Annotated in this window: 31 protein-coding genes and 1 other RNA gene; 13 read left to right on the plus strand and 19 right to left on the minus strand. The window is 41.6% G+C overall.

Annotated elements, in window-relative coordinates; genetic code table 11:
• Positions 1-184: 184 nt before the first annotated feature.
• From csaA to MHH79_RS10345, 7 genes are all read right to left on the minus strand, one after another.
• The gene (csaA, locus tag MHH79_RS10315) at positions 185-517 is read right to left on the minus strand and encodes a chaperone CsaA (RefSeq protein ID WP_340034308.1); all 333 of its coding nucleotides are present in this window, start codon (positions 515-517) and stop codon (positions 185-187) included.
• Positions 518-581: 64 nt separating this feature from the next.
• A complete protein-coding gene (locus MHH79_RS10320) occupies positions 582-1307 on the minus strand; it encodes a helix-turn-helix domain-containing protein (RefSeq protein WP_340034310.1) in 726 nt (241 codons plus the stop codon).
• Between the two features lie 14 nt (positions 1308-1321).
• On the minus strand, positions 1322-2065 hold the full coding sequence (locus tag MHH79_RS10325; protein ID WP_340034311.1) for a GNAT family N-acetyltransferase: 744 nt from the start codon (positions 2063-2065) through the stop codon (positions 1322-1324).
• A 77-nt stretch (positions 2066-2142) separates the two neighbouring features.
• Complete coding sequence (locus tag MHH79_RS10330) at positions 2143-2718, minus strand: WHG domain-containing protein (protein ID WP_340034312.1); 576 nt, start codon at positions 2716-2718, stop codon at positions 2143-2145.
• Between the two features lie 5 nt (positions 2719-2723).
• The gene (locus MHH79_RS10335) at positions 2724-3425 is read right to left on the minus strand and encodes an MBL fold metallo-hydrolase (protein WP_340034313.1); all 702 of its coding nucleotides are present in this window, start codon (positions 3423-3425) and stop codon (positions 2724-2726) included.
• 76 nt (positions 3426-3501) lie between these two features.
• Positions 3502-3984: a GyrI-like domain-containing protein gene (locus MHH79_RS10340; protein WP_014480008.1), complete on the minus strand. Its 483-nt coding sequence runs from the start codon at positions 3982-3984 to the stop codon at positions 3502-3504.
• Positions 3985-4037: 53 nt separating this feature from the next.
• Positions 4038-4979: a YafY family protein gene (locus tag MHH79_RS10345; protein ID WP_340034314.1), complete on the minus strand. Its 942-nt coding sequence runs from the start codon at positions 4977-4979 to the stop codon at positions 4038-4040.
• 205 nt (positions 4980-5184) lie between these two features.
• On the opposite strand from MHH79_RS10345, the gene csk22 reads away from it, so the two are divergent.
• Positions 5185-5730: a mother cell-specific sporulation protein Csk22 gene (gene csk22, locus MHH79_RS10350; RefSeq protein WP_326209383.1), complete on the plus strand. Its 546-nt coding sequence runs from the start codon at positions 5185-5187 to the stop codon at positions 5728-5730.
• A 26-nt stretch (positions 5731-5756) separates the two neighbouring features.
• Here the strand turns inward: csk22 and czrA are convergent, their stop codons facing one another.
• Positions 5757-6080: a Zn(II)-responsive metalloregulatory transcriptional repressor CzrA gene (gene czrA / locus MHH79_RS10355; RefSeq protein ID WP_003231284.1), complete on the minus strand. Its 324-nt coding sequence runs from the start codon at positions 6078-6080 to the stop codon at positions 5757-5759.
• A gap of 192 nt (positions 6081-6272) precedes the next feature.
• Here czrA and MHH79_RS10360 point away from each other — a divergent pair, with 192 nt between their 5' ends.
• A complete protein-coding gene (locus MHH79_RS10360) occupies positions 6273-6950 on the plus strand; it encodes a lysozyme family protein (RefSeq protein WP_003231283.1) in 678 nt (225 codons plus the stop codon).
• Between the two features lie 89 nt (positions 6951-7039).
• Here MHH79_RS10360 and MHH79_RS10365 read toward each other — a convergent pair whose 3' ends face one another.
• Together MHH79_RS10365 and MHH79_RS10370 are read right to left on the minus strand one after the other, a co-directional pair.
• Complete coding sequence (locus MHH79_RS10365) at positions 7040-7576, minus strand: DUF420 domain-containing protein (protein WP_003231280.1); 537 nt, start codon at positions 7574-7576, stop codon at positions 7040-7042.
• A 136-nt stretch (positions 7577-7712) separates the two neighbouring features.
• On the minus strand, positions 7713-8495 hold the full coding sequence (locus tag MHH79_RS10370) for a VLRF1 family aeRF1-type release factor (protein ID WP_123373206.1): 783 nt from the start codon (positions 8493-8495) through the stop codon (positions 7713-7715).
• A gap of 170 nt (positions 8496-8665) precedes the next feature.
• Here MHH79_RS10370 and MHH79_RS10375 point away from each other — a divergent pair, with 170 nt between their 5' ends.
• The 5 genes from MHH79_RS10375 (at position 8666) to desR (ending at position 13274) form a co-directional block, all read left to right on the plus strand.
• Complete coding sequence (locus tag MHH79_RS10375; RefSeq protein WP_014477061.1) at positions 8666-9163, plus strand: N-acetyltransferase; 498 nt, start codon at positions 8666-8668, stop codon at positions 9161-9163.
• Between the two features lie 63 nt (positions 9164-9226).
• Complete coding sequence (locus MHH79_RS10380) at positions 9227-10204, plus strand: LD-carboxypeptidase (RefSeq protein ID WP_340034321.1); 978 nt, start codon at positions 9227-9229, stop codon at positions 10202-10204.
• Between the two features lie 161 nt (positions 10205-10365).
• Positions 10366-11424, plus strand: a complete 1059-nt coding sequence (gene desE, locus MHH79_RS10385; protein ID WP_340034323.1) for a fatty acid desaturase DesE — start codon at positions 10366-10368, stop codon at positions 11422-11424.
• 119 nt (positions 11425-11543) lie between these two features.
• Positions 11544-12656, plus strand: coding sequence for a two-component sensor histidine kinase DesK (gene desK / locus MHH79_RS10390; RefSeq protein WP_169037870.1), 1113 nt, complete (start codon positions 11544-11546; stop codon positions 12654-12656).
• Positions 12657-12674: 18 nt separating this feature from the next.
• A complete protein-coding gene (gene desR, locus MHH79_RS10395) occupies positions 12675-13274 on the plus strand; it encodes a two-component system response regulator DesR (RefSeq protein ID WP_004399356.1) in 600 nt (199 codons plus the stop codon).
• 607 nt (positions 13275-13881) lie between these two features.
• Here desR and MHH79_RS10400 read toward each other — a convergent pair.
• The 6 genes from MHH79_RS10400 to MHH79_RS10425 form a co-directional block, all read right to left on the minus strand.
• Positions 13882-14745, minus strand: coding sequence for a LysM peptidoglycan-binding domain-containing protein (locus MHH79_RS10400; RefSeq protein ID WP_340034325.1), 864 nt, complete (start codon positions 14743-14745; stop codon positions 13882-13884).
• Between the two features lie 247 nt (positions 14746-14992).
• Entirely contained in the window at positions 14993-16768 is a 1776-nt protein-coding gene (recQ, locus tag MHH79_RS10405; protein WP_340034326.1) for a DNA helicase RecQ, read from the minus strand.
• Positions 16769-16909: 141 nt separating this feature from the next.
• Positions 16910-17096: non-coding RNA, 6S RNA (ssrS, locus tag MHH79_RS10410), on the minus strand.
• Positions 17097-17332: 236 nt separating this feature from the next.
• Positions 17333-17959 carry an FMN-dependent NADH-azoreductase AzoJ gene (gene azoJ, locus MHH79_RS10415; protein ID WP_003231260.1) on the minus strand — a complete coding sequence of 209 codons (627 nt, stop codon included), beginning with the start codon at positions 17957-17959 and terminating at the stop codon, positions 17333-17335.
• A 150-nt stretch (positions 17960-18109) separates the two neighbouring features.
• Positions 18110-18601, minus strand: coding sequence for a TraR/DksA family transcriptional regulator (locus MHH79_RS10420; RefSeq protein WP_340034329.1), 492 nt, complete (start codon positions 18599-18601; stop codon positions 18110-18112).
• A gap of 74 nt (positions 18602-18675) precedes the next feature.
• The gene (locus MHH79_RS10425) at positions 18676-19008 is read right to left on the minus strand and encodes a hypothetical protein (RefSeq protein WP_015383861.1); all 333 of its coding nucleotides are present in this window, start codon (positions 19006-19008) and stop codon (positions 18676-18678) included.
• Positions 19009-19085: 77 nt separating this feature from the next.
• On the opposite strand from MHH79_RS10425, the gene MHH79_RS10430 reads away from it, so the two are divergent.
• A complete protein-coding gene (locus MHH79_RS10430; RefSeq protein ID WP_015383862.1) occupies positions 19086-19313 on the plus strand; it encodes a hypothetical protein in 228 nt (75 codons plus the stop codon).
• Here MHH79_RS10430 and yocM read toward each other — a convergent pair.
• On the minus strand, positions 19300-19776 hold the full coding sequence (yocM, locus tag MHH79_RS10435) for a salt stress-responsive protein YocM (RefSeq protein ID WP_003231255.1): 477 nt from the start codon (positions 19774-19776) through the stop codon (positions 19300-19302). The genes MHH79_RS10430 and yocM overlap by 14 nt on opposite strands.
• A 66-nt stretch (positions 19777-19842) precedes the next feature.
• On the opposite strand from yocM, the gene MHH79_RS10440 reads away from it, so the two are divergent.
• Together MHH79_RS10440 and MHH79_RS10445 are read left to right on the plus strand one after the other, a co-directional pair.
• Positions 19843-20106 (plus strand): hypothetical protein, encoded by a 264-nt coding sequence (locus MHH79_RS10440; protein ID WP_004399338.1) that lies wholly within the window; start codon positions 19843-19845, stop codon positions 20104-20106.
• A 4-nt stretch (positions 20107-20110) separates the two neighbouring features.
• Complete coding sequence (locus MHH79_RS10445) at positions 20111-20344, plus strand: hypothetical protein (protein WP_003231251.1); 234 nt, start codon at positions 20111-20113, stop codon at positions 20342-20344.
• A gap of 84 nt (positions 20345-20428) precedes the next feature.
• Here MHH79_RS10445 and MHH79_RS10450 read toward each other — a convergent pair whose 3' ends face one another.
• Complete coding sequence (locus MHH79_RS10450) at positions 20429-20773, minus strand: PH domain-containing protein (RefSeq protein ID WP_003220141.1); 345 nt, start codon at positions 20771-20773, stop codon at positions 20429-20431.
• 353 nt (positions 20774-21126) lie between these two features.
• On the minus strand, positions 21127-21330 hold the full coding sequence (locus MHH79_RS10455; RefSeq protein WP_003231245.1) for a DUF6501 family protein: 204 nt from the start codon (positions 21328-21330) through the stop codon (positions 21127-21129).
• Positions 21331-21559: 229 nt separating this feature from the next.
• Between MHH79_RS10455 and dhaS the strand changes: the two genes are divergently transcribed.
• From dhaS to MHH79_RS10470, 3 genes are all read left to right on the plus strand, one after another.
• Complete coding sequence (dhaS, locus tag MHH79_RS10460; RefSeq protein WP_100506383.1) at positions 21560-23047, plus strand: aldehyde dehydrogenase DhaS; 1488 nt, start codon at positions 21560-21562, stop codon at positions 23045-23047.
• A 100-nt stretch (positions 23048-23147) separates the two neighbouring features.
• The gene (gene sqhC, locus MHH79_RS10465) at positions 23148-25046 is read left to right on the plus strand and encodes a sporulenol synthase (RefSeq protein ID WP_181219366.1); all 1899 of its coding nucleotides are present in this window, start codon (positions 23148-23150) and stop codon (positions 25044-25046) included.
• The gene (locus MHH79_RS10470) at positions 25036-25881 is read left to right on the plus strand and encodes a superoxide dismutase (RefSeq protein WP_063335168.1); all 846 of its coding nucleotides are present in this window, start codon (positions 25036-25038) and stop codon (positions 25879-25881) included. Before sqhC ends, MHH79_RS10470 begins: the two co-directional genes overlap by 11 nt.
• Positions 25882-25895 lie beyond the last annotated feature (14 nt).

Below are 25895 nucleotides of genomic sequence, written 5' to 3' on the forward strand. Positions count from 1 at the left end.
CAAATTCAATCACAAAAACAAAGTAATCCTTGCAATCCTTCGCCCTCCATGCTATATTCATATAGCGATGAGCTGAATTGTGTAAGCCGATGTACATGCCTTTACGGCACACACGAATGTGGCGTGTGGTGCATCGCCTCAATACGCAAAAGACGTTTGCCTTAGGCAAACGTCTTTTTTTGCGTTATCCGATTTTTGTGCCGTTTGGGACAGGCTGATCCGGCTGCAAAAGGACGACGTCGCCCTGGCCGGGTATACCGCCGAGGACCAAGACTTCCGATTTAAATCCGGCGATCCGGCGGGGCGGAAAGTTCACGACTGCTATGACTTGCTTGTTGATGAGATCTTCTGGCTTGTAATGCTTCGTGATTTGTGCGCTCGATTGTTTTATGCCGATTTCAGTCCCAAAATCTATCACAAGCTTGATTGCCGGTACTCTTGCTTCAGGAAATTCTTCAGCTTTTACAATTGTTCCCGTTCTGATATCTAATTTCTCAAAGTCTTCAATAACTGCCATATCAATAACTCCTTTTTCTCCTATTGTAAAGGAGATATTCAAGATTCGTTTAACCAAAGAGCCATCATTTTTTATCTGAATATAAGGTGTTTCGATACAGGCGAGGCGGCATTCCTGTGCTTTTCGTGAACCATCTTGTAAAAGAAGAAAGGTTTTGAAAGCCCAGCGCCTCGCTCACGACGGTAAGGGTTTCATTTCTCTCCATCAGCATTCGTTTTGCTTCCTCAAGGCGAAGGTCAGCAATATAGTTCTGCGGGGACTTCCCTGTCTGTTTTTTAAACCAGCTTGAATAGTAAGCTGGGTGATAATGCTCGATTTCTGCCAGCTTCTTAATCGTCAGCCGCTCAAATAAATGGCTGTGAATGTATGCAATTGAGGCATAGCTATGGGATTGAAGCTTTTCTTTTATGTATTGTACTAGCATATGAAGCGAGTTGGCTGTTCCGGCCTTTGCTTCCTCTGTCAGCAAGTACCTGATCGAAGACCAGAAAGGATCGAGTGCAGCTTCAATTCCCGATCCTGCACGATACTCATCAATTTTCATTGCATGAAGCGGAACATCCAGTACAAGACATTCATTTCTTCCGATAGAACGGAAGCGATGCTCACACTGCGGCGGAATATATATAAAATGGTCCGGATTTAATTTCACCTGGCGCCCCTCAGTCTCAAGATCTATACTCCCTTCAAGCGGAAAAAGAAATTGGCTGTACGCGTGCTTATGTGAATGATAAAGGCGTGTGTATGTCCGTTTTTCGCAAATCATCTCTTGAAGCGAATCCATCAGCAACCCCCTTCCTTTGGTCAGCTTTTAATCCGGTAATGGTGTTCCGATATAGGCGAAAATCCGATTTTTTCATATAAAGAAACTGCCGCCAGATTGTCTTTCATCACTTGTAAAAACATGCGTTCCGCTCCGTTGTTTTTTGCCCATTCAGTCAACACCCTGATCACTTGGGTTCCTGCCCCTTTTCCTCTGTGCTCCTCAGCTGCAACGATATTACTAAGTCCGCCATAACCATCAATGACAGAAACCGTGCCAAGCGCTGTCAGGCTTTCTTTGTCATACATCTTGAAAAAAGTTTTACACGGCGGCATGCGTTCGAAAATGTGTTTGTAACCTTTGTGACGCTCGGGTGAAAACCCTTCTAATTGAATAAATTCATCTATCCAAACAGATGATGGCTCTTGTTCCCACTTGTATGTAAATCGGCTGTTGTCATTTGTTCGGCTCATAATTGACCGGCACAACGCTGTCATCTGGAAGCACTCGTCTACCTTTTCATAACGGCTGTCTGCCAAAGCGTCATCAAGCCCTTTCGGTGATGCGTTGCTAATATGAAAACAAACAGGTAAGCCTAAACTTTGATAAAAAAGTTCGGCCTCTAGCTGAAAATTCCCTTCAGGCATATCCGCAGACGTCCATACGCTATTTGCCCTTTTGGTTACGCCAAAATTCGCTCTGAGAAGCCATTGCCCTATGCTTTTTTGAAAATAAGCCGGCCATGAAGCTGCCGCTAATCGTTCAATCTTGTGAATGTCATCCATTGCATAATGCCTCTCCCCTATGTATACTCCCTTGATATTATACAATATTCAGAAATATAAGACATCCATTTATTTGTTTACATAATATTTTTATTGTTTATTAATAATCCTGACAAAAATGTCCGAATTGAAAATGACAGGCTTTCTAAAATGCCCTCCTCACGTTCAAATGCTTCTTTTGCGATTAAAGCAGTAAAGCCATGCAGCAGGCTTCTGAGCCCCCTTGTCGCATGAATGGCAGTCTTTTCACTTGCATAGCCGTTTTCAATGAGCAGCTTCGTCACAAGACAGACAATTTGGTCAGAGACGATTTCCATCCGTTTGTCCTGAACCTTAAGCAGAGCCGCTTCATAATATCCGGGATTTTCAATTGCAAAATCAACATATGCATGTGCTAAAGAAAGCATCGCGGAATCTCCCTTTCGTTCGGTTACGGAGTCCGCCATTTGATCAAAAAGCTTTGTCAGTCCTCTAACAGCAAGTTCTGCTCTGATCGCTTGCAGCCCGTTGATATGGTTATACAATGACGGGGGGCGCACATTCATTTTTTTAGAAAGTGCCGCAAGTGAGACACCATTTACCCCTTCCTGATCGGCAATCTCCGCTGCAGCGTCTACAATCATTTTTTGGGTCAAACCTATTCTCGGTGACATGCTCATCATCCTTTCTTTGCTTTTTGGATCGCCTGTCTCATCCGCTCTGAAGGTGATCGCAGGAATTTTCCATGTCCGACAGCGAGACAGGAAGGCGCCTTATCTGCGAGCAATTGTGCACTTTTGATGGCCTCCTCCTTATTCCATGTGGCGAAAGCGGGAAAAGGAAACGTCCATTTTATCTGGCCTGATACAGCGATTCCTCCGTGCAACTGAAACGCATCTCCTGCTATTAAAGTGCCGTTTCTTGTATCAAGAAATGACATGCTGCCCGGTGTATGGCCCGGTGTTGGAATGGCAAGCAGGGAACCAATTGTTTCACCGCCCGTCAGCAGTTGGTGAGGCTTTGTTTGTATGTGTTTCGGAATACCTCCTTTTATAGGCGTCTGCGGCTCATCTTGCCGCAAGGATGTGTCACCTTGGAGCAAGAATGAATCCCGTTCCGAGATCATGACCTTTGCATGCGGAAATGTTTGTGCCAATGTATCCAGTGATCCGACATGGTCCCCATGTGCATGAGTCAGTAAAATATGCCGAAGCGGTTTTCCAAGCTGATTCACAGCTTGAATAATCCCTTTATAGCTGCCTGGCAGTGCGGCATCAATAAGGGTGACTTCGTTTTCTTCCTCTACTAAATAGCAATTAACCGGAAACAATGCTGGAAAAAAAGTCAGCTGCCAAACCGTTTGGTACTGAGTCATTCTCAATTTTTTATTCCTCCTAACAAAAACTAATGGCGTTAGTTTTATTATTAACTAACACCATTAGTTTTTCAAGAGTTTATTATTTTTTTATCGCTACATAAATGTTAACTTGTGCTCGCTGTGGCACTGCGGCACTTTGATCATACATCTCAAAGTCACCTGTAAACGTGCGCAGATGCCGCTTATCCCAAGTCCAAATTTCCTTCCACGTTTCAAGCACAATCTCTTCAATAGGGCCGATTCTGGAAGTGAAAACGGCGTAAGCGGAAGCCGGCAAATCAATGTTTTCATATGGTCCCGGAAGAATGTCGTCGTATTCCTGAAACGTTCCGACTGAAAACGTATAAAACCCATTCGTCTCTTGTTCATAATTCGAATATAAGGCAATAATGCTCTTGTCTTTTTCAGCCTGTGATAAAAGAGCGCTCATATCCTGCTTCCAGAATTGATCCCACAGTGCCGGAATCCTCCTTTCTTCCGTCATTTCCAGTGCGTTGCTTGTCCGTTGTGACAGTCCGGCAAATCGTTTCCGGTCTAAGTGTGTTATATGTGAAAAGCCCATACGATCTCCTCCTTTTTTTAAGATTATAGACAAAGAAACCTGACAGCAGTGTGTCAGGTTTCATATATTCTTTGCATGTGATGAATGGTTTCTTTTACTTTATCCCGTATATGAAGAGGCTGCAGAACCTCAATATCCTTTCCGAACTGGAGCAAAAAACCGATCAGCCATTGATCTTCTGGAAGTGAAATCACCGCCTGGCAGGTTTTATCTTCCTCACAACAGTGAAGGACATCATATCCGAACCATTCACCTATGCGCTGACGTGCTGCCGGCTGAACAAGAATAACCAATTCAGTTAAACGGTCCTTTTGGTACCAACTCTTATCCCATGGCAAAGTGTCCAGCTGAATGTCTTTTCTGATAAAGGTCTGATGTAAGATGGCCAGATCTTTCATCCGGTTTAGTTTAAAAAAACGAAAATCATTTCTCACCAAGCAATAAGCGTATAAATACCAGTGCCCCGCCTTGCAAACCAATGTATAAGGTTCAGTTTCACGAAGAAGAGTTTCCCCGCTTGCGCTTGTATATGTAAAAGATATCGTTGACAACCGATCGATGGCGGCGCTGATTTTCTCACGAAGCGTCTTTTGATCCTCGGTATGGCCCCATGCCGTCATGTCAATAAACCATTTTTCTGTTTGGTGCTTAAATGCTTGAGCAGATTGCTCAGGTATAAGGTGTTTGATTTTTTGATAGGCTGTGCTGTGAGAAACGGGTTCATACATAGATGAAACGCTCTGCAAAGCGGAAGCAATTGCAAACAATTCCTCCTCCTTCAGCCACTCTCTTTCAAGCCGGTACGTTTCCATGATGCCAATTCCGCCCCCGGAACCCTGTGAGGTCACAATCGGAATACCAGCCCTATTGATCGTCTCAATATCACGGTAAATTGTTCTGACAGATACTTCAAACAGCTCAGCAAGCTCTGCAGCCTGCACTTGTTTTTTGCTGATCAATAACACAACCATCGCTAACAAACGTTCCAGTTTCATTCTGCGCACCTTTTCTTCTTGTATTTTCCAACAAAACAATCATAACATTTTGATAAAGCTTGGGCATATCTATTATGCGGCGGAATACACCTTGCATATGCTATGAAAACAGGGGTTTCCCCTTCTTTTTTGTGTTCAGTATTTATTTCAGCTACTATTTCCAACCGGATAAGCATACACTTCTCAACGGAGGGGATTTCACATCATGCATCTTACACTTCAGAGCGTTTATCCTGCCATGATCATCATCTTTTTTCTGTATAAAAAAATTAAAAGGTCCATCGGATACCAGCCGCTGAAGCCCTGCTGGCTGTTCACCCGTATCATTCTTTTCTCGCTGTTTGCTTTTGGACTTTCAATCTTCAGCGCCATTCACCCTTTTTTATATGGATATCTCATTTTGGGCATTCTTGGCGGATGGCTCCTTGTCTTTTTCGCTAAGAAAAACATCTCTTTTGAAAAACGCAGAGGAAAGATCTATTTTCGGACTCATATTTGGGTAGAAATGATTCTCTTAACCTTATTCCTGTCAAGATTTCTATATCGAGTGACAGAGCTTTATCTTACCTCACCTGATCTAAACAGCCTTGGATCTTACAGTCAGTCAATCGGAACGGACCCTCTGACAATAGGCGTCTTTTTTCTGATAGCCGTTTATTATATCGGTTTTTCTTCTTTTGTCATCAAGCTCAGCAGAAACGAACTCGAACAGCACGGACACAATAAAGAAAAAGACATCCTTGCCCGCTAGCAGCGAGTTAAGCAAGGATGTCTTTTTCAATCATGCTGTGTATGATGGATCATTTGCTGAAGAACATCTAAAACATGTTCATCCTCCGGAGAGTAATAAATCGATGTTCCTTCTCTGCGCGATTTGACAAGCCGGAGATTTTTTAAAAATCTAAGTTGGTGGGACACGGTGGATTGCAGTAAATTCAGCTTTTCTGCAATTCCGTTTACTGCATGCTCACCCTGGGACAATAAATGGAGAATTCTGATTCGGGTAGGATCAGAAAGCGCTTTGAATGTTTGCGCGACTAGAAACAGCGTCTCCTCGTCAAGATCAGCAGCCGATTGTTCCGTTTCTCTAAATTCAGTCATATGTATCACCTTTCTTTATTCATAGTTTTATCTTATAACAAATGCGCTTGAGTGCAAAACAGCCTGCTTGTGTTCCATTTCAATCTCATAGTTTAAATTTATGTTTCAAATCAGGTTTTTACTTGGTCTGATTTGTCGTTCTATGTCATAATAAAAAGGTCATACTGCTCCAAACATTGAGGGTGAAACACAGTGAAGAAAAAGAGAAAAGGCTGTTTCGCTGCTGCGGGTTTTATGATGATTTTTGTCTTTGTCATCGCCTCTTTTTTATTGGTCCTGCTTTTTTTCAACCGGGATTTAATCAAAAAACTTCCGATCGATACGAAAACCATTGTTTTGGAACGTTTAACCGATTACAAACCCTTGGTGGAAGAAGAGCTTGAAAGCCAAGGACTCTCTAATTATACATCACTCATATTAGGCATGATGTATCAGGAGTCAAAAGGAAAAGGCAATGATCCCATGCAGTCCTCTGAATCTCTGGGGTTAAAACGCAATGAGATAACAGACCCTCAACTCAGTGTTAAACAAGGCATCAAGCAATTTACCCTCATGTACAAGACCGGTAAGGAAAAAGGCGTGGATTTGGATACCATTATTCAAAGCTACAACATGGGGGCAGGTTACATTGATTTTGTAGCTGAACATGGAGGAACGCATACTGAGGAATTGGCAAAACAATACTCCGAGCAGCAAGTCAAAAAAAATCCTGATCTGTATACTTGCGGGGGAAATGCGAAAAATTTCCGCTATCCGTATTGCTACGGTGATTATACGTATGCAGAAAAAGTAAAAGAAAAAACAAAAACTGTTGAAGAATCTTTGCAGGTTGCAACACTTGAAACCATGGAATCCAAGGCTCATGAATAAGAGTCTATCAATTTACTGACAAAAGCCCAAAAATGAATTTGGGCTTTTGTCATGTTTACATGTAAAAAAAGCCATACTGAGTATGGCTTTTAATAATACGGTGAAATCATCAAATATACAATAACGCCTGTAAGGCTTACATACAGCCATAGAGGCATTGTCCATCTCGCAATTTTTTTGTGGCGCTCTACCTGCATGCTGAAGCCTCTGATCAGCGTAAACAGCGCAAGCGGCACAATAATTGCAGAAAGGCAGATATGTGTAATTAAAATAAAGAAATAAATCGGGCGCATAATACCTTCTCCGCCATAGAGCGTGTTTTCCGCAATCGAGTGGTACGTCACATAGCAAATCAAAAATAGTAATGTTGTTGTGAATGCGGCCAAAATAAAGCGTTTGTGAGCTTTGATATTTTTCTGTTTAATCATAATCAGCGCGGCCAATAAGAAGATAAACGTAAAGCTGTTGAATATCGCATTCAGCATTGGCAAAATGTGAATATTCGCATGGCTGAACTGATCTAATTTAGGCATAAAAAACAGCACTGCGATTAAACCGTTAATCAGAACTGTCAGCGTAAGGACAATCCCCGTGTAATTTTTCGGTTTATTTTCTGTTTGGTTCATTTGGTGACCTCTCCTAATTTGTACTGGCTATCCAAATCGTATGCAAATTCAAAGAAGATGTCAACGGTTTCGATTGCTTCGTCAGAAATTAGACACACTTCAAAGGCCGGAGGCTATTAGCCCCGGCCTGTTAGGTTTACGCCTCTTTTATCAAATGTTCAATGACCTTATGTTCATTTTCATTCAGCAGGTTCTTTTGAATTTTCGAATGAATGGGTTTATTCATATGCTGATCCAAGATATCGGCCGTTTCTTTATCCCCGGCAATAACCATTCGTTCCCATCTTTTCGCGGCAGCTTTTTGATCAAGGCTGGCAGCCAGCCGCTTATACAGTCTCGATTGGTTCTCTGTTACATGTTCCCTCATCCGGTTCTCTTCAAATGGTGGCGCTTTGTCTACAGCGGAATGGCTATTCTTCCAAGACTCATTGATCATATCATACTCATAACGCTCCACCGCCTCAATTTTTCCTAAAACAGTTTCAATAATTTTCACTTCATGCTGCTGAGTTAAAATAAACGCCGTACTTGGGTATGCCTGGCGCAAACCCTTCAGCTGATCCAGGACAGCTGTTTCTTCCCAGTAAAATCTTGTATCTACAGGGACTTGAAGCTTAATAGGTTCCCATATGCCGCTGTCGGAAACAAAAAACACGAGACTGCGGGGCATGTCTTTTCCCATTGCATTCAAGTATTGATTCATTTTAGCCCTGATCCCATCCAGACACTTTTCCTCCTCTGGATCACTAACTGCCAAATACTCTTTTAATCGGCTGAATCCTGACTTTAGGGCAATCTTCCATTCTCCCCCCTGCTGCTCTGGATCTCTCATGTCTGTATTGAGATACAGGGAGAGAATTTTATCCGGCGGTTCCAATTGGACATACTGTAATTTGTTAATCAATGAATCAATCGCCATTCCGATTCCTCCTTTATTACAGATTAGTTTTCTTTTTCCTCTCTTAAAAACGCTCAAACCTGACTTTGCGCTAATTTCTAGTAATAATGGAATTGTTGTTTACAATACGCCTCTCTTCTAATACAATTGGTAACTGTGTTTCTAAGCTGTTTTTTGAAAGGAGTTTGATCTTGTTTACTATTAAAGAAAAAAATCGTCAAGAGCTTGAAGAAGAACTAAATGATTTAGAATTTCAAATTTATCGCATGCAGGAGAATATGAAGGATTTATCTAAAGATGCCAAAGTGCTTGGTATTGATCAATCGAAACATGATGAGTGGATGATTGTTTCCTCGATTGATGATGGCCAAACATGCAAAATTATGCTAACTGATTGTAAAACGGCTTACCGAGGAAAAGGCTGTTTTTCACTTGTAGCGTCTTACAAGGACGATGCCATTCATATAGGCGATATAAAAGGCCCTCCGAATCACGGGTTTGGCTCCATTTGCATGAAATATTTAAAAGATATTGCAAGAGACCATAATATACCGAAAGTCACCGGAGACATCGCCAAACGGGATTGGAATCATGTAGACCGGCTGATTCACTTTTATGAAAAACATCAATTCAAAGTATGTATCGATCATGATACCCAATCCGGCAGCATTAAGTGGGTTGATTTGTAAAAAAGTCTGGAAGAAAGAGCCAAGATATGCTGTAATGGTATAAAACCATTGATGGAGGGTTCTATGTACGCCTCAAAACTGAAAAAGGGAGACGAAATCCGGATCGTGTCTCCCGCGACCAGCATGTCTATATTATCAAATGAAGCAAAAATCCAAGCAAAAACGGCGTTAGAACGCTTAGGTTATCGGGTAACCATCGCTGAACACGCAAATGAATGTAACGAATTTGATTCATCCTCTATCGAGTCAAGAGTCCATGATCTGCACGCTGCCTTTTTTGATCCAGGCGTCAAAGCGATTTTAACGACACTCGGAGGGTTTAATTCAAATCAGCTGCTGCGTTATCTTGATTACGAGAAAATCAAACGGCATCCAAAAATTCTGTGCGGCTATTCCGATATAACCGCTCTTTGCAACGCAATTTATCAAAAAACGGGTCTTGTTACGTATTCAGGTCCCCACTTCTCAACATTTGCAATGAAAAAAGGACTCGATTATACACAAGAGTATTTTCTATCTTGCTGCGCTTCGGACGACCCGTTTGAAATTCTTCCTTCAAGTGAGTGGAGCGATGACCGCTGGTTTTTGGATCAAGAAAACAGGCGTTTTTATCCTAATAACGGACCTGTTGTAATCCAAGAAGGTTATGCGGAAGGCACTTTAGTAGGCGGAAACCTATGCACGCTTAATTTGCTGCAGGGTACGGAGTATTTTCCTGAAACAGAACATACTATTTTATTGATTGAAGATGATTATATGTCAGATATCCACATGTTTGACCGTGATCTGCAATCACTCATACACCTCCCCGCTTTTTCACATGTAAAGGCGATTTTGATCGGCAGATTTCAGAAAGCATCAAACGTATCAATGGATCTTGTAAAAGCCATGATCGAAACAAAAAAAGAATTATCCGGCATCCCGATCATCGCAAATATAAATGCCGGACATACCTCGCCAATTGCCACGTTCCCTATAGGAGGAACATGCAGTATTGAAGCTATTTCGGGTACATCACGAATATGGATTGATAAACATTAATCAGCTTGTAAATTTTTTTACAAGCTTTTTTAGCGCAATCGGTTATGCATGCCGCACGAGACATGACAAATGTCATATAGGAGGCATGATGTGTGCTACTACAAAAGACTTCTCTCATTAGCGTATACTGAACCGAGACACACAATGAGAGGATACTTACTATGACTGAACAAACCATTGCACATAAACAAAAACAGCTGACAAAGCAAGTCGCTGCATTTGCTCAGCCTGAAACAAAAAACAGCCTGATTCAGCTTTTAAACACGTTTATCCCATTCTTCGGCCTGTGGTTTCTTGCTTATCTCAGCCTCGATGTCTCCTATCTTCTTACGTTAGCATTAACGGTGATTGCCGCAGGTTTTCTGACAAGAATTTTTATCATCTTCCATGACTGCTGCCATCAATCTTTTTTCAAACAAAAACGCTATAACCACATTCTCGGTTTTCTGACAGGTGTCCTGACTTTATTCCCGTATCTTCAATGGCAGCACAGCCATTCGATTCATCATGCAACTAGCAGCAATCTGGATAAACGCGGAACAGGAGACATCTGGATGTTAACAGTAAACGAATATAAAGCTGCATCCAGACGAACAAAGCTTGCATACAGACTTTATAGAAACCCGTTAATCATGTTTATTCTCGGACCGATTTATGTTTTTCTGATCACGAACCGTTTTAACAAAAAAGGCGCAAGACGCAAGGAGCGTGTAAACACATACCTTACGAATCTGGCAATTGTCGCGTTGGCTGCCGCTTGCTGTCTGATCTTTGGCTGGCAATCGTTTTTACTGGTGCAAGGCCCGATATTTCTGATTTCAGGTTCAATCGGTGTTTGGCTGTTTTATGTGCAGCATACCTTTGAAGATTCTTATTTTGAAGCGGATGAAAACTGGAGCTACGTTCAGGCTGCTGTTGAAGGCAGTTCATTTTATAAACTCCCGAAACTGCTTCAATGGCTAACAGGCAATATCGGTTACCACCACGTTCATCATTTGAGTCCAAAGGTGCCTAACTATAAGCTTGAAGTTGCTCATGAACATCACGAACCTTTAAAAAACGTACCGACAATCACCTTAAAAACAAGCCTGCAATCACTTGCGTTCCGTCTATGGGATGAAGATAACAAACAGTTTGTGTCATTTCGGGCTATAAAACATATACCTGTAAGCCTTCCGCCTGATTCACCAGAAAAACAGAAGCTGCGGAAGAATGCCTGATGATAAAGGAGGTCTTCTAATATACTAGAAGGCTTCCTTTTTATTGTTGGAGGGTGCATTCTGGCTTTCACAATGATAAAGTTACAAGTAAGATGAAAAGCTGAAAATGAGGTAAGATCATGATTAAAAAGCATTTAACATTTCAAAAACTAAACGGGATTACGCCCTATATATGGACGATATTTTTCATCCTCCCCTTCTACTTTATATGGAAATCATCATCTACATTTGTTATTATTGTCGGCATCATTTTGACGCTTTTATTTTTTTCGGTATATCGATTTGCTTTTGTCTCAAAAGGCTGGACCATTTATTTGTGGGGATTTTTATTAATTGGCATTTCAACCGCCTCCATTACCCTGTTCAGTTATATTTATTTTGCTTTTTTTATCGCGTATTTTATTGGAAACATTAAGGAACGCGTCCCTTTTCATATTTTATATTATGTCCATTTAATAAGCGCAGCCGTCGCAGCCAATTTCAGTCTCGTATTAAAGAAGGAATTCTTTCTGACACAAATTCCTTTTGTCGTCATAACCCTCATCAGCGCAATTTTATTGCCCTTTAGTATAAGAAGCCGCAAGGAGCGCGAACGGCTTGAAGAAAAGCTCGAGGATGCAAATGAACGGATTGCAGAACTGGTAAAATTAGAAGAACGTCAGCGAATTGCCCGCGATCTCCATGATACGCTTGGGCAAAAGCTTTCTCTTATTGGTTTAAAAAGCGACTTAGCAAGAAAATTGATATACAAAGATCCCGAACAAGCAGCTCGTGAACTGAAAAGTGTTCAGCAAACAGCGCGAACTTCTTTAAATGAAGTAAGAAAAATCGTTTCCTCTATGAAGGGCATCCGGCTCAAGGATGAATTGATCAACATCAAACAAATTCTCGAAGCAGCTGACATTATGTTTATCTATGAAGAAGAGAAATGGCCCGAAAATATCTCATTGCTGAATGAAAACATTTTGAGCATGTGCTTAAAGGAAGCTGTCACAAATGTCGTCAAACACAGCCAGGCTAAAACTTGCCGAGTTGACATTCAGCAGCTCTGGAAGGAAGTTGTGATAACAGTGTCTGACGATGGAACATTCAAAGGAGAAGAAAATTCCTTTTCAAAAGGACATGGCTTACTCGGGATGAGAGAACGGCTTGAGTTTGCAAACGGAAGCCTTCACATCAATACCGAAAACGGAACCAAGCTTACCATGGCAATTCCTAATAATTCAAAATAAACATAAAGGATGGCTTATATGATTAGTATATTTATTGCAGAAGATCAGCAAATGCTGCTGGGCGCTTTAGGATCACTTCTAAACCTCGAAGACGATATGGAAGTCGTAGGCAAAGGTACAACCGGCCAAGATGCTGTTGATTTTGTCAAAAAACGCCAGCCTGATGTATGTATTATGGACATTGAAATGCCCGGAAAAACAGGGCTTGAAGCTGCTGAGGAGCTAAAAGATACAGGCTGCAAAATTATCATCTTAACCACCTTCGCCAGACCCGGTTACTTTCAGAGAGCTATTAAAGCTGGCGTTAAAGGCTATTTGTTAAAAGACAGTCCGAGTGAAGAGCTGGCCAACGCCATCCGTAGCGTCATGAACGGAAAACGCATCTATGCACCAGAGCTGATGGAGGACTTATACAGCGAAGCTAACCCTCTTACAGATAGAGAAAAAGAAGTGCTTGAACTTGTGGCTGACGGTAAAAACACAAAAGAAATCGCTCAGGAACTCAGCATCAAAAGCGGGACGGTGCGGAATTATATCTCAATGATTCTAGAAAAGCTTGAAGTGAAAAATCGAATTGAAGCCATTACCCGGTCAAAGGAAAAAGGCTGGTTTAAATAAAAAAGGATCTTGGCATCTGCCAGGATCCTTTTTTTAACCTGAAATTCCCGTTTGAGAACCTCGCCGCAACCAGAAGAATTAAACTGATCCATATCCTCGCTCCTATGCCCGCTGAACGATTGCTTGGTTAACAGCCCAATAAAAGACTGGATTGAATGATATCCCTGTTAAAATGGTCGGCCATTGCACATCAGCAGAATTTCAGATATTGATTGTATTGTATTTTCAGCATGACAAAGTTGTGCCACTTCGCTCCCGAAGCTGCCATGCCCTACTGCAAGAGCCTAATAACACAATTAAAAACCGTCTGAAATCAATCCGAATCCGTCAATGGCATCTGCTACATCCAACTGCTTATTATCTGCCAAAAAAGATACAACACCAGCTCGTTTCGCTGATCAAAGATAGTAACAACCAGCTATAAATGTCATGATGCCGAATGTCTCTGTAATACGGAATCAATCTTTTAACCCGAGAGCCCCTGAATCGCACATAAAGAGAAAAACGGGACCACTTTCTTTTATCAGCATATGATATAAACAGCTCTAAGCAGAACAAAAAAAGACACAAGCCAAAAGCTCATGTCTTTTTATCACAATCTATATTATTAGTTTAAGACTTTAACTCTTACAGTTTTGACGCCCCAATTAGAAGCATCACTTTTACTTGGTACAAATACGTCGATTTTATTTCCTTTAATAGCGCCGCCAGTGTCTGCTGCTGTTGCTTCCCCGTAGCCTTCAACATAGACTTTAGAACCTAGCGGAATTACATTAGGATCAACCGCAATAACTTTCGCGTTCGGGTTCTTATTTAAGTCAATGCCTGTAGCTGTAACGCCGGAAATGCCGCCGTCGTTAGCAGTGTAAGCAGTAGCAGTAACTGTTAGTTCTTTTGAAGCTTCTTGATTATTTGTATTTGATTGAACAGCCTTCTCCTCTGTGTTAACAGAAGTTTCTGCCTCAGCCTTTGTTTCTTGTTTAGGTTGCTGTTGTACAGCTTCTTGTTTAGGTTGCTCTTTTTGCACAGCCTCTTGTTTTGGCGCAGCTTGAGGTGCGTTTGTTTGCGCATTCTCAGTAGCTGTGTTTGCTGCTGTTGCCTGACCTTTTACTGAAAGAGTTGATCCAGCATAGATCATGTCAGAGCTTAAGTTATTCCAAACTTTCAGGTTGTTGACTGTCGTGCCGAATTTTTGAGCAATCTTAGAAAGCGTATCTCCCGCTTTAATTGTATATTGCCCAGTCGTGGTTGTTTCTTCTGAAGAAATGGTCAGTTTTTCTCCTGCAATGATTTTATCAGAAGTTAACTTGTTCCATTCTTTTAAGTCCTTTAGGTTCACTCCATTTTTCTGAGAGATTCCCCAGAGCGTATCACCCTTTTGCACCGTAATTTCTTTTGCAGAAGCGTGAGCTCCGAATGCAGTTGTTGAAAGTGCAGCAACTGCCACAAAGGACATAATCGTCTTCTTCATAAGTAAATCCTCCCTTGTTAGCTTTTTATTGGCGGCTAACAGGTGATATCGTAACACACGTAAATGTCAAATCAATAACAAAAAGATATGATTTAGATTACAGTTCCTTTACATGAAGGATTTCTCTCTGATGGAAAGACTTGCTGAACCCTTGATATAATAGGCTTCGCAGGTCTTTTTATTTTGAGGCAAAACAGAGAAAATAAAATGTGTTTTTTATAGAAAAAAAGATTGTTTTTCTGTTTTTTTAGTCTGTCATCCTTGCATAAGCTTGTATTTCTTGTAAAAAAAGCCGGCCGTATTTTGCTCTTTTTTGTTCTCCGACTCCTTTTATAGACAAAAGTTCATCATCATTTACGGGCTGTTTTCCTGACATTTCTTTTAACGTTTGGTCAGAGAAAACAACAAATGGCGGAACACCCTGCTCAGCCGCAATTTCTTTCCGAACCATGCGCAATCGTTCAAATAGCTCGTCATTTTCAGTAATCGCTGCCGCTTTTAACGCTTCTTTTCTCGCTACTGATAATTCTCCTTTCAGCACATTCCTTCCTTTACTGCTGACAAAAAGAGTCGGAAATGTTCCGTCTGACATCCTGATGAAGTCGTCAGAAATAAGAAATTCGATAAAATCACTGATTTCGCCAACGGATTGGTGTTTTAATATCCCGTATGTTGAAAGGTCGGAAAAGCCGTTTTCAAGAACTTTTTTATTTTTGGAGCCGGCAAGCACCTGGGCAACCATCGTCTTGCCAAACCGTTCTTTCATGCGAATGATACAAGATAAGACCATTTGCGCCTCCCGCGTCACGTCATGGGCCGCTCTTGTATCGGTACAGTTTCCGCACTGTCCGCACGCATCAGGCTCCTTTTCTCCGAAATACATAAGGATAAAACGCTGCAGACAATCTTCCGTATGACAGTAGTCGACCATTTGTCTCAGCTTTTTTAAATCCTGCTTTTGTTTCTCTTCATGTTCTGATTGCTCAATTAAGAAGCGCTGCACCATAATATCCTGCGGTGAAAACAGGAGAACACATTCACTGGCAAGACCGTCCCGTCCAGCTCGTCCTGCCTCTTGATAATAGCTTTCCATATCTTTCGGAATTTGTGCATGCAGAACAAATCTAATATTTGATTTATCAATACCCATTCCAAAAGCAGAGGTTGCCACCATCACTTGAAGCTCATCATTAAGAAACCTTTCCTGCTGCTCTTTTCTCTCATCATCAGCCAAACCTCCATGATACCGGCCTGCCCTGACCTGATTTCGTTTCAATCTCTCATATATCCGATCAGCTTCTTTTCTGGTCGCTGTATAGACAATTCCTGCTTCATGCCTGTTGTTTTGCACATATTCGTCTATAAACCGATCTTTATTTTCTCCTTTTACTACTTTAAAGGTTAAATTCTCTCGGGAAAATCCGGTATATACCGTGTTCTCTTTTTGAATATGCAGCTGTTTGCAAATATCATCATGAACCTCGGGTGTGGCTGTTGCTGTTAACGCCATGATGACAGGCTTGTCGTGTAATTCACGGAACAAGATTTCAATATTCCTGTAGCTTGGCCTAAAATCATGGCCCCATTGAGAAATACAGTGCGCCTCGTCTATTGCGACCAAAGGAACAACTATACCCTGCAAAATCCGGATAAACTCTGTGGACGTTAGTCGCTCTGGTGTAATGTAAAAAAGCTTATAAGCCCCTTCTTTGAGTCCGTTCAGCCTCTCATATATTTCCTGATTGGATTGTGTGCTGTTAATGTAGGCGGCGTTAATTCCCGCTTCTTCTAACGCATCAACTTGATCCTTCATCAAGGAAATCAACGGTGAAATGACGATCGTCGTCCCTTCAAACATTAATGCCGGAATTTGATAGCAAATCGATTTGCCGCCTCCCGTCGGCATAATGCAGGCCGTATTTTGCCTCGCTTCCGTCACCAAGCGGATCGCTTCATCTTGGCCGCTCCGAAACTTCTCATAACCAAAATAATGAGCCAGAAGGGATTGGGCTCTATGTAACATAACGTGTAAACCTCGCTTTTCCTTGAATTTCTCCCATCATATCATAAAAAAGCGGCCTTCATTTCTTTCACACAAAAATGGAATATTCACTATACCAAACCTTTTTAGATAAAATAAAAAGCCATTTCCGAAAAGGAAATGGCTTTCGCTACGTCTTGCCGTATGCAAGTAAGAAAGTTTTAAACCACCACTCCTCAAAGTGGGTGTTTGCAGAAACGTTCCTGTCGTCCTCTGCAATGGAGGCATGACATTCCGGCTTCGATATAAAACTCCCTATTACAGCTTAAAGGTTAAAACTTAATTAACAATACGCACAAAGTAGCTTCTTTAATATAGTACACCATCAGGCGGTTTTAATCAAGAGGTCAGAACAATTGTTTAGAAAAACTTTTTCCAGTGAATAAAACTGTTTTTTCTCCAAAATACCTGACAATTCGACAAACAAAAAATATATTACAATAAAAAAAACAGCCTTTTTCGCTAAAAGCGAATAATTATTTTCTTCTATATTAATGTGTATATACAAAAAGACTCCTATTTGTAACGATAGGAGTCTTGGCTTTATTAGAATTTTGCAGCAAGATCTTTTGCTTCTTGTAAACCTTTTTCAACGATTTCTTGCGCTTGATCAGGTGCTGCATTATGTCCTTCGATGACAACTGTGTGCAAGTCTTGAACACCCCAGAAACCAAGAACTGTTTTCATGAAGTTTAATGACATTTCAAGTGCAGCCATTGGTCCTTCTGAGTAGACACCGCCGCGAGCGTTAAGAAGCGCAACTTTTTTGCCGCCCATTAAACCGACTGGTCCTTCTTGTGTGTATTTGAATGTAACGCCTGCGCGAGACAGATAATCAACATAAGTATGAAGCACTGCTGGCACTGTGAAGTTCCAAAGCGGGAATGCGAAAACAACTTTGTCAGCTTTTACAAACTGGTTCAGATATTTGTCAGCAATTGCTGCTTGTTTTTTCTCATCTTCTGTCATTTCCATTCCTTGACCTGCTTTAAATGTTCCGTTAATCATATCTCTGCCAAGGTAAGGAAGGTTTTCCTTATGAAGATCTAATTCAACCACTTCATCATTAGGGTTGTTTTCTTTATAAGCAGCTAAGAAAGCTTCGTAAAGTTTAGTTGAAACGCCTTCTTCAGCTGTACGGTCGCTTGATTTTACAAATAAAACTGTAGACATTTGTATTCCTCCCGGTAAACTTTTTATATTTACTTACAAATAGTATGTTACTTTCTTTTTTACGCAAAGTCAATCACTTTATTTTGAATATGAGATTTTTTTTCAAAAAAAAGCAAGTACATCTAATATCGGTGTACTTGCTTGCCATTTTTACTTCGAATCTTGTTCACGATCCAAGATTTCATACGTCTGCGAGCTTTTTTGATCAATTGTTTCTTTGTTGGATAAATCTTTTACCTGTTCATGAAACTCTCTTTCATAAGAAGGAGCATCTGTCTCCAGATCACCCTCCACATCAGCTTGGGCCTCAACTGTCATTCTTGCATAAGGAACAGCTTCAAGTCTTTCGTAAGGAATCTCTTGGCCGGTTTTTTCACACACGCCGTAAGTTCCGTCTTTCATCTTTTGTAATGCACGGTTGACCTCCTCTAACAGCTCCCGGTCAATCTCTCTCACTGTTTGGTCTGTCATCCGGTCTGTGACGAGCGTCCCGTGGTCTGCCATATGGTTGTCAACCCCATTGGAAAGCTCCCCCACTTCTTCCGTCATTGATTCTGTTTCTTTTTTCTCGCCAGACAATTCTTTTTGCATATCGAGCAATTTATGATAGAGATGCTGTGTTTGTTCTTTTGTCAGTGCCATGTATATCCTCTCCTTTCTATCCTGTTTCCCGTTTTGCCTTCTGTCAAACATGGGAACATCGATGGAAAGATGAGCTACTGCCTTTTTGAACGGATCGTGACCGCTGGCGTCGATGGTGCTTCGGATTTTCGTTGGCACTTTTTGTCCTTCTCTTCTGGCGGTATATAATAGGTTGCGCCTATATTTAATCTGCCGCTCAGTTCATCAATGGTCAGCTCGCCGAATTCAAGATGATAGTCAATTTTTTCGACATTCAGCGTTTCAATATGTATATAGGTTTCTTCAGACTCCTGTTTGCTGCTTTGTTTTTGTTTCTCAATCACTGAGAGTCTTTCTTCACATTCACGCAGTTTGTCAAGTTCTGGTTTCAAGCAATGCCTGATCAGCGACCGGAACATTTTTTTCATGACATCACGACCCTTTGCATACTCCTCTTTCGTCTACATATATAATGAGGTATATCCCATAGAAAGGAGAGGTTTTCATGCTTCCGACTAACATCAATATTTCTCATCTCAAGACTAACTCGATAGGCACCGGCTCATCCCTTACCTTTGGTTCTGCGGAGTTAAGGAACAGGTGCTCTGCTATCAAAAGAAATAACGGTTTTGGGGAACAAAATGCAGATGTTATTGTCATGGTCATTCCGATTGAATCAATTGATGACCGTGATGGGGCAGATGCACTCAGTATGAAAATCAATCATCAATAACAATGGTTTTCGCTTGACCTTCGTCTTTTTGAATAGTGATGTATAGGATTCCGTCTTTAAAAATGGCATTCATCTTTCCATGAAGATGATCGGAAAGCGGAATTTTCTTTTCAAAACTTCCGTATTTCCCTTCTTTTTGGCGAAAGTCCTGTTCATTAAAATAGGAAAAGCGCTGCCCCTTCACCACTAAATAATCTCCGTACGATAATATGTGAACGTCTTGTTTACGGTAGCCTGGAAGATAAATTAAAAACTGCACTTCCGCAACAGTATCTACAATATCCATGCTCGGAAATGAAGCATCTCCTTTCCCTCGCTGATCTTGCTGCGCAAACGGAAACGGAGATTGGCCATTTGTCATAAAAGGGGTTTTTTGGTCTTCATCAAATACCTGTTTCCAAAAGTCACCGCCGTACATCTGCTGTGCGAATTCCATCCACTGCTTCATCTTTTCGAAATCCATTTGAAGCCCCCTGTCTTAACATACTTTATAACCGCCAGCATACAACTATAGAAAGGAGGTTTGCCTGTGGTTCAACCAACTCCGTATATCAATATTAATATTTTCATGCTGAAAATTAATTCCTTTGAAAATGCTTCAGCGGTTAACGTAGGACAAAATTTATTGGCAGAATGGCAAAATTCAGATAAAAAAAATCAAGGCTACGGACAGAATTTTGGAGATGCGAGCGGATTTATGGGCACGAGAAGCCATGTGGATGACAGAGACCAAATTGATTCTCCGGCCTCTTTTGAAAGTGAAGCGGTTAACTCCTCAATCAAAAGGAAGTGATGAGATGTTCTTTTCTCCCTCCGTCGTGAATGTCGGCGGATTTAAAATCAATACGATGGACCGTGGTTCCTCTTTAACACTCGGTCCGTATCAGCAGGTCGATTACTTTTTATCAGCTAAAATAAATCAAGGGTTTGGAGAAGAAAATGGCGACTTTACTCCTCTTGTCGTACCGATTTCAAATGTATTAGATGCAGATCTTGTTGATTCGAACTCAGCGAAAAACAGTGTGGTGTAATAAGAACAGGGCGCACATGCCCTGTTCTTGTTTTTATATAAAAAAAAGCCTAACCATTTTTTGAACGGCTGGCTCATCAAATATTCAGCTGCACAAATGCTTTGTCAGCACCGCCTGAACCTCGCTTAAATCGGTGTCTTTCGCAAATTCTAATTCGAACGTTTTGCTTCTTGTCATCAATAAAAGCCCAGTGTCCGGATCAAACATTCCCGCTTCTTGGATGGCAAAGCTTTCAATTGTTTTATATGGAAGAAATACACGAACCTTCTTTTTGGAAAACATTTTATTGTCAAAGAAAATGATCCGCTTATTTGTAAAGCAAATTTGGTCCACTCGGAGCTTATAAATCGATTCTATTCTTTCCCCTTCAACGAGCAAAGCCTCAAGCTTCTTTGCGTCCGTTGATCTGCTAACAGAAAAAATACCCAATGAAGAACCCCTCTTTCTGCATTTATCTATTTGTTTTATCATTCACTACATAAAAATAAGTCCTTTATCCCTATATAAGAATACGACATAGAAGACATTTAAACCATTACGAACAGATTACATTTTTCAAATTTTTGATTTGTTTTTTGGCTTTTAAGCTGTTGTCATCAAGTAATACGCACATATAGAGAAAAAAGTTTCAATATTCAGCAATGTTTTTATAAAAAAGTGGTTTTTAATGATTTTTTTAATTTTGTTTTATATTTCCTGTTTTAACCACAAAAAAACCGCAGCTGAGCTGCGGATTATGTATCGATGTTTTAACAAAATCTGTCTGATGCTTCAAGGAAGCATTACATCTCTTCGAAGTATTCTTTATAATAGCCGCCGACTTTATTCGTATTGTCGACCACAAAGAGAAACTCCTCTGTTTCATTTTTTACTTCATATTCTTTTCCCGGCGTTAAAACGCGGTTTACGATATATTTTTTTGCGTTTGTCTGCACACACTTTACTTTTTTAATTGTTTCTTTTTCAAGCCAATTTTTATGAATCATGATGAAATCTCCTTTTCTTATCTATAAGCTTATTGTAGCTTTTTTCTTTTGTAAATTGCAATATCGGTTATTCATTGATTTTGCCTTGATTTCTATTATAGAATGTTTGTATACGCTTACGTTTGAAGCAACTATCACAGCTTATTTCTGCTATTCAATCCATGAATCAATGTGCTATCACCAAGAATCTCAGAACAGACCATAAAAAATGACTGGAGGTTTGTTACGGATGAGTTCTTTAACGATGCAAGTGACGAAAAGGCTGGAGACATTTTTACAGGGAACAAAGAAGCTTTATATTGACGGAAAGTTTGTTCCGAGTGCCTCAGGGGCAACCTTTGACACTCCAAACCCGGCGACCGGCGAAACCTTGATGACGCTGTATGAAGCCCAGGCTGCGGATGTGGACAAAGCGGTTAAAGCTGCCCGGAAAGCCTTTGACCAAGGTGAATGGAGAACAATGTCTCCAGCTTCGAGAAGCAGACTGATGTATAAGCTGGCAGACTTAATGGAAGAGCATAAAACTGAGCTTGCTCAGCTTGAAACACTTGATAATGGGAAACCGATCAATGAAACGACTAATGGAGATATTCCGCTGGCTATTGAGCATATGCGCTATTACGCCGGCTGGTGTACAAAAATAACAGGACAGACGATTCCGGTTTCCGGCGCTTATTTTAATTATACGCGTCATGAGCCTGTCGGTGTCGTCGGCCAGATCATTCCATGGAATTTCCCGCTCCTGATGGCGATGTGGAAAATGGGCGCGGCACTTGCAACAGGCTGTACAATCGTCCTCAAACCGGCTGAACAAACACCGCTTTCAGCTCTTTATTTGGCAGAATTAATTGACCAGGCCGGTTTCCCTGCCGGTGTAATCAACATCATCCCAGGATTCGGTGAAGATGCGGGAGAAGCGCTGACGAACCACAAAGCGGTTGATAAAATTGCCTTTACCGGTTCCACTGAAATCGGAAAGAAAATCATGTCCACCGCAGCGAAAAGCATTAAGCGTGTTACATTGGAGCTGGGCGGAAAATCGCCTAATATTCTTCTGCCGGATGCGAATTTGAAAAAAGCCATCCCGGGCGCTTTAAACGGTGTGATGTTTAACCAGGGCCAAGTCTGCTGTGCGGGCTCACGTGTCTTCATTCATAAAGACCAATATGATGAAGTTGTTGATGAAATGGCGTCCTATGCTGAGTCACTCCGCCAAGGAGCGGGACTTCATAAAGATACTCAAATCGGGCCTCTCGTAAGCAAGGAACAGCATGAGCGCGTTCTTTCTTATATTCAAAAAGGAAAAGATGAAGGAGCAAAAGCAGTGACCGGCGGAAGCTGTCCTTTTGAAGCAGGATATTTTGTCGCACCGACTGTGTTTGCGAATGTTGAAGACGAAATGACCATTGCAAAAGAAGAAATTTTCGGACCCGTGCTGACTGCAATTCCGTACGAAACAGTCGATGAAGTTATTGAACGGGCAAACCATTCAGAATATGGGCTTGCGGCCGGACTATGGACAGAGAACGTCAAGCAGGCACACTATATCGCGGACCGACTTCAAGCCGGAACCGTTTGGGTGAACTGCTATAATGTGTTTGACGCGGCGTCTCCATTTGGCGGTTATAAACAGTCAGGACTCGGACGAGAAATGGGATCATATGCCTTGGATAATTACACAGAAGTCAAAAGTGTATGGATAAACCTTGAAGACTAACATGTATGTTTAAAAAACTGCTGCCTGCCAGCAGTTTTTTTCTTTCTGTAATGGCAGTAAAAGACGCTGAATATATATGCTTCTGAAGGAGTTGAGCGTGATGGGCACACTTCAGGAGAAAGTGAGGCGTTTTCAAAAGAAAACCATTACGGAGTTAAGAGACAGGCAAAATGCTGATGGTTCATGGACATTTTGCTTTGAAGGACCAATCATGACAAATTCCTTTTTTATTTTGCTCCTTACCTCACTAGATGAAGGCGAAAATGAAAAAGAACTGATATCATCCCTTGCAGCCGGCATTCATGCAAAACAGCAGCCAGACGGCACATTTATCAACTATCCCGATGAAACGCGCGGAAATCTAACGGCTACCGTCCAAGGTTATGTTGGGATGCTGGCTTCAGGATGTTTTCACAGATCTGAGCCGCACATGAAGAAAGCTGAACAATTTATCATCTCACATGGCGGTTTGAGACATGTTCATTTTATGACAAAATGGATGCTTGCCGCGAACGGGCTTTATCCTTGGCCTGCTTTGTATTTACCATTATCACTCATGGCGCTCCCCCCAACATTGCCGATTCATTTCTATCAGTTCAGCTCATATGCCCGTATTCATTTTGCTCCTATGGCTGTAACACTCAATCAGCGATTTGTCCTTATTAACCGCAATATTTCATCTCTTCACCATCTCGATCCGCATATGACAAAAAATCCTTTCACTTGGCTTCGGTCTGATGCTTTCGAAGAAAGAGATCTCACGTCTATTTTGTCACATTGGAAACGCGTTTTTCATGCACCATTTGCTTTTCAGCAGCTGGGCCTACAGACAGCTAAAACGTATATGCTGGACCGGATTGAAAAAGACGGAACATTATACAGCTATGCGAGCGCAACCATATTTATGGTTTACAGCCTTCTGTCACTTGGTGTGTCACGCTACTCTCCTGTTATCAGGAGGGCGATTACCGGCATTAAATCACTGGTGACTAAATGCAACGGGATTCCTTATCTGGAAAACTCTACTTCAACTGTTTGGGATACAGCTCTAATCAGCTATGCCCTTCAAAAAAATGGTGTGACCGAAACGGATGGCTCTGTTACAAAAGCAGCCGACTTTTTGCTAGAACGCCAGCATACCAAAATAGCAGATTGGTCTGTCAAAAATCCTAATTCAGTTTCTGGCGGCTGGGGGTTTTCAAACATTAATACAAATAACCCTGACTGTGACGACACAGCAGCCGTTTTAAAGGCAATTCCCCGCAATCATTCTCCTGCAGCATGGGAGCGAGGGGTATCTTGGCTTTTATCAATGCAAAACAATGACGGCGGATTTTCTGCTTTTGAAAAAAATGTGAACCATCCACTGATCCGCCTTCTGCCGATTGAATCCGCCGAGGACGCTGCAGTTGACCCTTCAACCGCCGACCTCACCGGACGTGTACTGCACTTTTTAGGCGAGAAAGTTGGCTTCACAGAAAAACATCAACATATTCAACGCGCAGTGAAGTGGCTTTTCGAACATCAGGAACAAAATGGGTCATGGTACGGCAGATGGGGTGTTTGCTACATTTACGGCACTTGGGCTGCTCTTACTGGTATGCATGCATGCGGGGTTGACCGAAAGCATCCCGGTATACAAAAGGCTCTGCGTTGGCTCAAATCCATACAAAATGATGAGGGAAGCTGGGGAGAATCCTGCAAAAGCGCCGAAATCAAAACATATGTACCGCTTCATAGAGGAACCATTGTACAAACGGCCTGGGCTTTAGACGCTTTGCTCACATATGAAAATTCCGAACACCCGTCAGTTGTGAAAGGCATGCAATACCTTACCGACAGCAGTTCGCATAGCGCCGATAGCCTCGCGTATCCAGCAGGGATCGGATTGCCGAAGCAATTTTATATTCGCTATCACAGTTATCCATATGTATTCTCTTTGCTGGCTGTCGGGAAGTATTTAGATTCTATTGAAAAGGAGACAGCAAATGAAACGTGAATCTTATCAAACGGAGATGTTCAATTGGTGTGAAGCCCTGAAAGATCAGATTCAAAAGCGAGGTCAGCTTGACCAGTTTGAAGATCAAATCGACAAGATGATTGAGGCTCTGGAAGATGACCAAACAACAGAAGAAGATTGGTATAAACAGGCCGCTGCCCTTTATCGGGATATTACAGAATCAGATGATACAAGTGAAAGACGCGCTTATGTTCCTATAGGGAAACACGTGCTGCCAAAGCTTCCTTACAAATACTCCGCCTTAGAACCTTATATTTCACGCGATATTATGGTCCTTCACCATACAAAACATCATCAAAGCTATGTCGATGGCCTGAACAAAGCAGAATCAGAGCTTAAAAAAGCGAGAACAACAAAGAATTATGACTTAATCACTCATTGGGAAAGAGAGCTTGCGTTCCATGGAGCAGGCCATTATTTGCATAGTATTTTTTGGTTTTCTATGCATCCAAACGGAAAACGGCGTCCTACAGGGGCATTGTTCCAAATGATAGACCTTTCATTTGGAAGCTATTCCGCTTTTAAAGAACATTTTACCCAAGCCGCTAAAAAAGTGGAAGGCGTCGGCTGGGCCATTCTGGTCTGGGCACCTCGATCAGGACGGCTGGAGATTTTAACGGCAGAAAAACACCAGCTCTTCAGCCAATGGGATGTGATCCCCCTTTTACCGCTTGACGTATGGGAGCATGCCTACTATTTGCAATACAAAAATGACCGGGCCAGCTATGTCGACCACTGGTGGAATGTCGTGGATTGGCGCGAGGCAGAAAAACGTTTTGAGCAGGCAAAAGAAGTCGTTTGGAAGCTCTATTAAAAAAAGCCCCCTTT

The organism is Bacillus sp. FSL K6-0993 (genome assembly GCF_037977205.1).
Classification (GTDB): Bacteria; Bacillota; Bacilli; order Bacillales; family Bacillaceae; genus Bacillus; species Bacillus subtilis.

What these genes read in the sequence shown, in the direction of transcription:
- csaA (WP_340034308.1), bottom strand. Translation starts at nt 517, where the DNA reads ATGGCAGTTATTGAAGACTTTGAGAAATTAGATATCAGAACGGGAACA.
- MHH79_RS10325 (WP_340034311.1), bottom strand. Translation starts at nt 2,065, where the DNA reads ATGGATGACATTCACAAGATTGAACGATTAGCGGCAGCTTCATGGCCG.
- MHH79_RS10330 (WP_340034312.1), bottom strand. Translation starts at nt 2,718, where the DNA reads ATGTCACCGAGAATAGGTTTGACCCAAAAAATGATTGTAGACGCTGCA.
- MHH79_RS10340 (WP_014480008.1), bottom strand. Translation starts at nt 3,984, where the DNA reads ATGGGCTTTTCACATATAACACACTTAGACCGGAAACGATTTGCCGGA.
- MHH79_RS10345 (WP_340034314.1), bottom strand. Translation starts at nt 4,979, where the DNA reads ATGAAACTGGAACGTTTGTTAGCGATGGTTGTGTTATTGATCAGCAAA.
- csk22 (WP_326209383.1), top strand. Translation starts at nt 5,185, where the DNA reads ATGCATCTTACACTTCAGAGCGTTTATCCTGCCATGATCATCATCTTT.
- czrA (WP_003231284.1), bottom strand. Translation starts at nt 6,080, where the DNA reads ATGACTGAATTTAGAGAAACGGAACAATCGGCTGCTGATCTTGACGAG.
- MHH79_RS10365 (WP_003231280.1), bottom strand. Translation starts at nt 7,576, where the DNA reads ATGAACCAAACAGAAAATAAACCGAAAAATTACACGGGGATTGTCCTT.
- MHH79_RS10370 (WP_123373206.1), bottom strand. Translation starts at nt 8,495, where the DNA reads ATGGCGATTGATTCATTGATTAACAAATTACAGTATGTCCAATTGGAA.
- MHH79_RS10380 (WP_340034321.1), top strand. Translation starts at nt 9,227, where the DNA reads ATGTACGCCTCAAAACTGAAAAAGGGAGACGAAATCCGGATCGTGTCT.
- desE (WP_340034323.1), top strand. Translation starts at nt 10,366, where the DNA reads ATGACTGAACAAACCATTGCACATAAACAAAAACAGCTGACAAAGCAA.
- desK (WP_169037870.1), top strand. Translation starts at nt 11,544, where the DNA reads ATGATTAAAAAGCATTTAACATTTCAAAAACTAAACGGGATTACGCCC.
- desR (WP_004399356.1), top strand. Translation starts at nt 12,675, where the DNA reads ATGATTAGTATATTTATTGCAGAAGATCAGCAAATGCTGCTGGGCGCT.
- MHH79_RS10400 (WP_340034325.1), bottom strand. Translation starts at nt 14,745, where the DNA reads ATGAAGAAGACGATTATGTCCTTTGTGGCAGTTGCTGCACTTTCAACA.
- recQ (WP_340034326.1), bottom strand. Translation starts at nt 16,768, where the DNA reads ATGTTACATAGAGCCCAATCCCTTCTGGCTCATTATTTTGGTTATGAG.
- azoJ (WP_003231260.1), bottom strand. Translation starts at nt 17,959, where the DNA reads ATGTCTACAGTTTTATTTGTAAAATCAAGCGACCGTACAGCTGAAGAA.
- MHH79_RS10420 (WP_340034329.1), bottom strand. Translation starts at nt 18,601, where the DNA reads ATGGCACTGACAAAAGAACAAACACAGCATCTCTATCATAAATTGCTC.
- MHH79_RS10425 (WP_015383861.1), bottom strand. Translation starts at nt 19,008, where the DNA reads ATGAAAAAAATGTTCCGGTCGCTGATCAGGCATTGCTTGAAACCAGAA.
- MHH79_RS10430 (WP_015383862.1), top strand. Translation starts at nt 19,086, where the DNA reads ATGCTTCCGACTAACATCAATATTTCTCATCTCAAGACTAACTCGATA.
- yocM (WP_003231255.1), bottom strand. Translation starts at nt 19,776, where the DNA reads ATGGATTTCGAAAAGATGAAGCAGTGGATGGAATTCGCACAGCAGATG.
- MHH79_RS10445 (WP_003231251.1), top strand. Translation starts at nt 20,111, where the DNA reads ATGTTCTTTTCTCCCTCCGTCGTGAATGTCGGCGGATTTAAAATCAAT.
- MHH79_RS10455 (WP_003231245.1), bottom strand. Translation starts at nt 21,330, where the DNA reads ATGATTCATAAAAATTGGCTTGAAAAAGAAACAATTAAAAAAGTAAAG.
- dhaS (WP_100506383.1), top strand. Translation starts at nt 21,560, where the DNA reads ATGAGTTCTTTAACGATGCAAGTGACGAAAAGGCTGGAGACATTTTTA.
- sqhC (WP_181219366.1), top strand. Translation starts at nt 23,148, where the DNA reads ATGGGCACACTTCAGGAGAAAGTGAGGCGTTTTCAAAAGAAAACCATT.
- MHH79_RS10470 (WP_063335168.1), top strand. Translation starts at nt 25,036, where the DNA reads ATGAAACGTGAATCTTATCAAACGGAGATGTTCAATTGGTGTGAAGCC.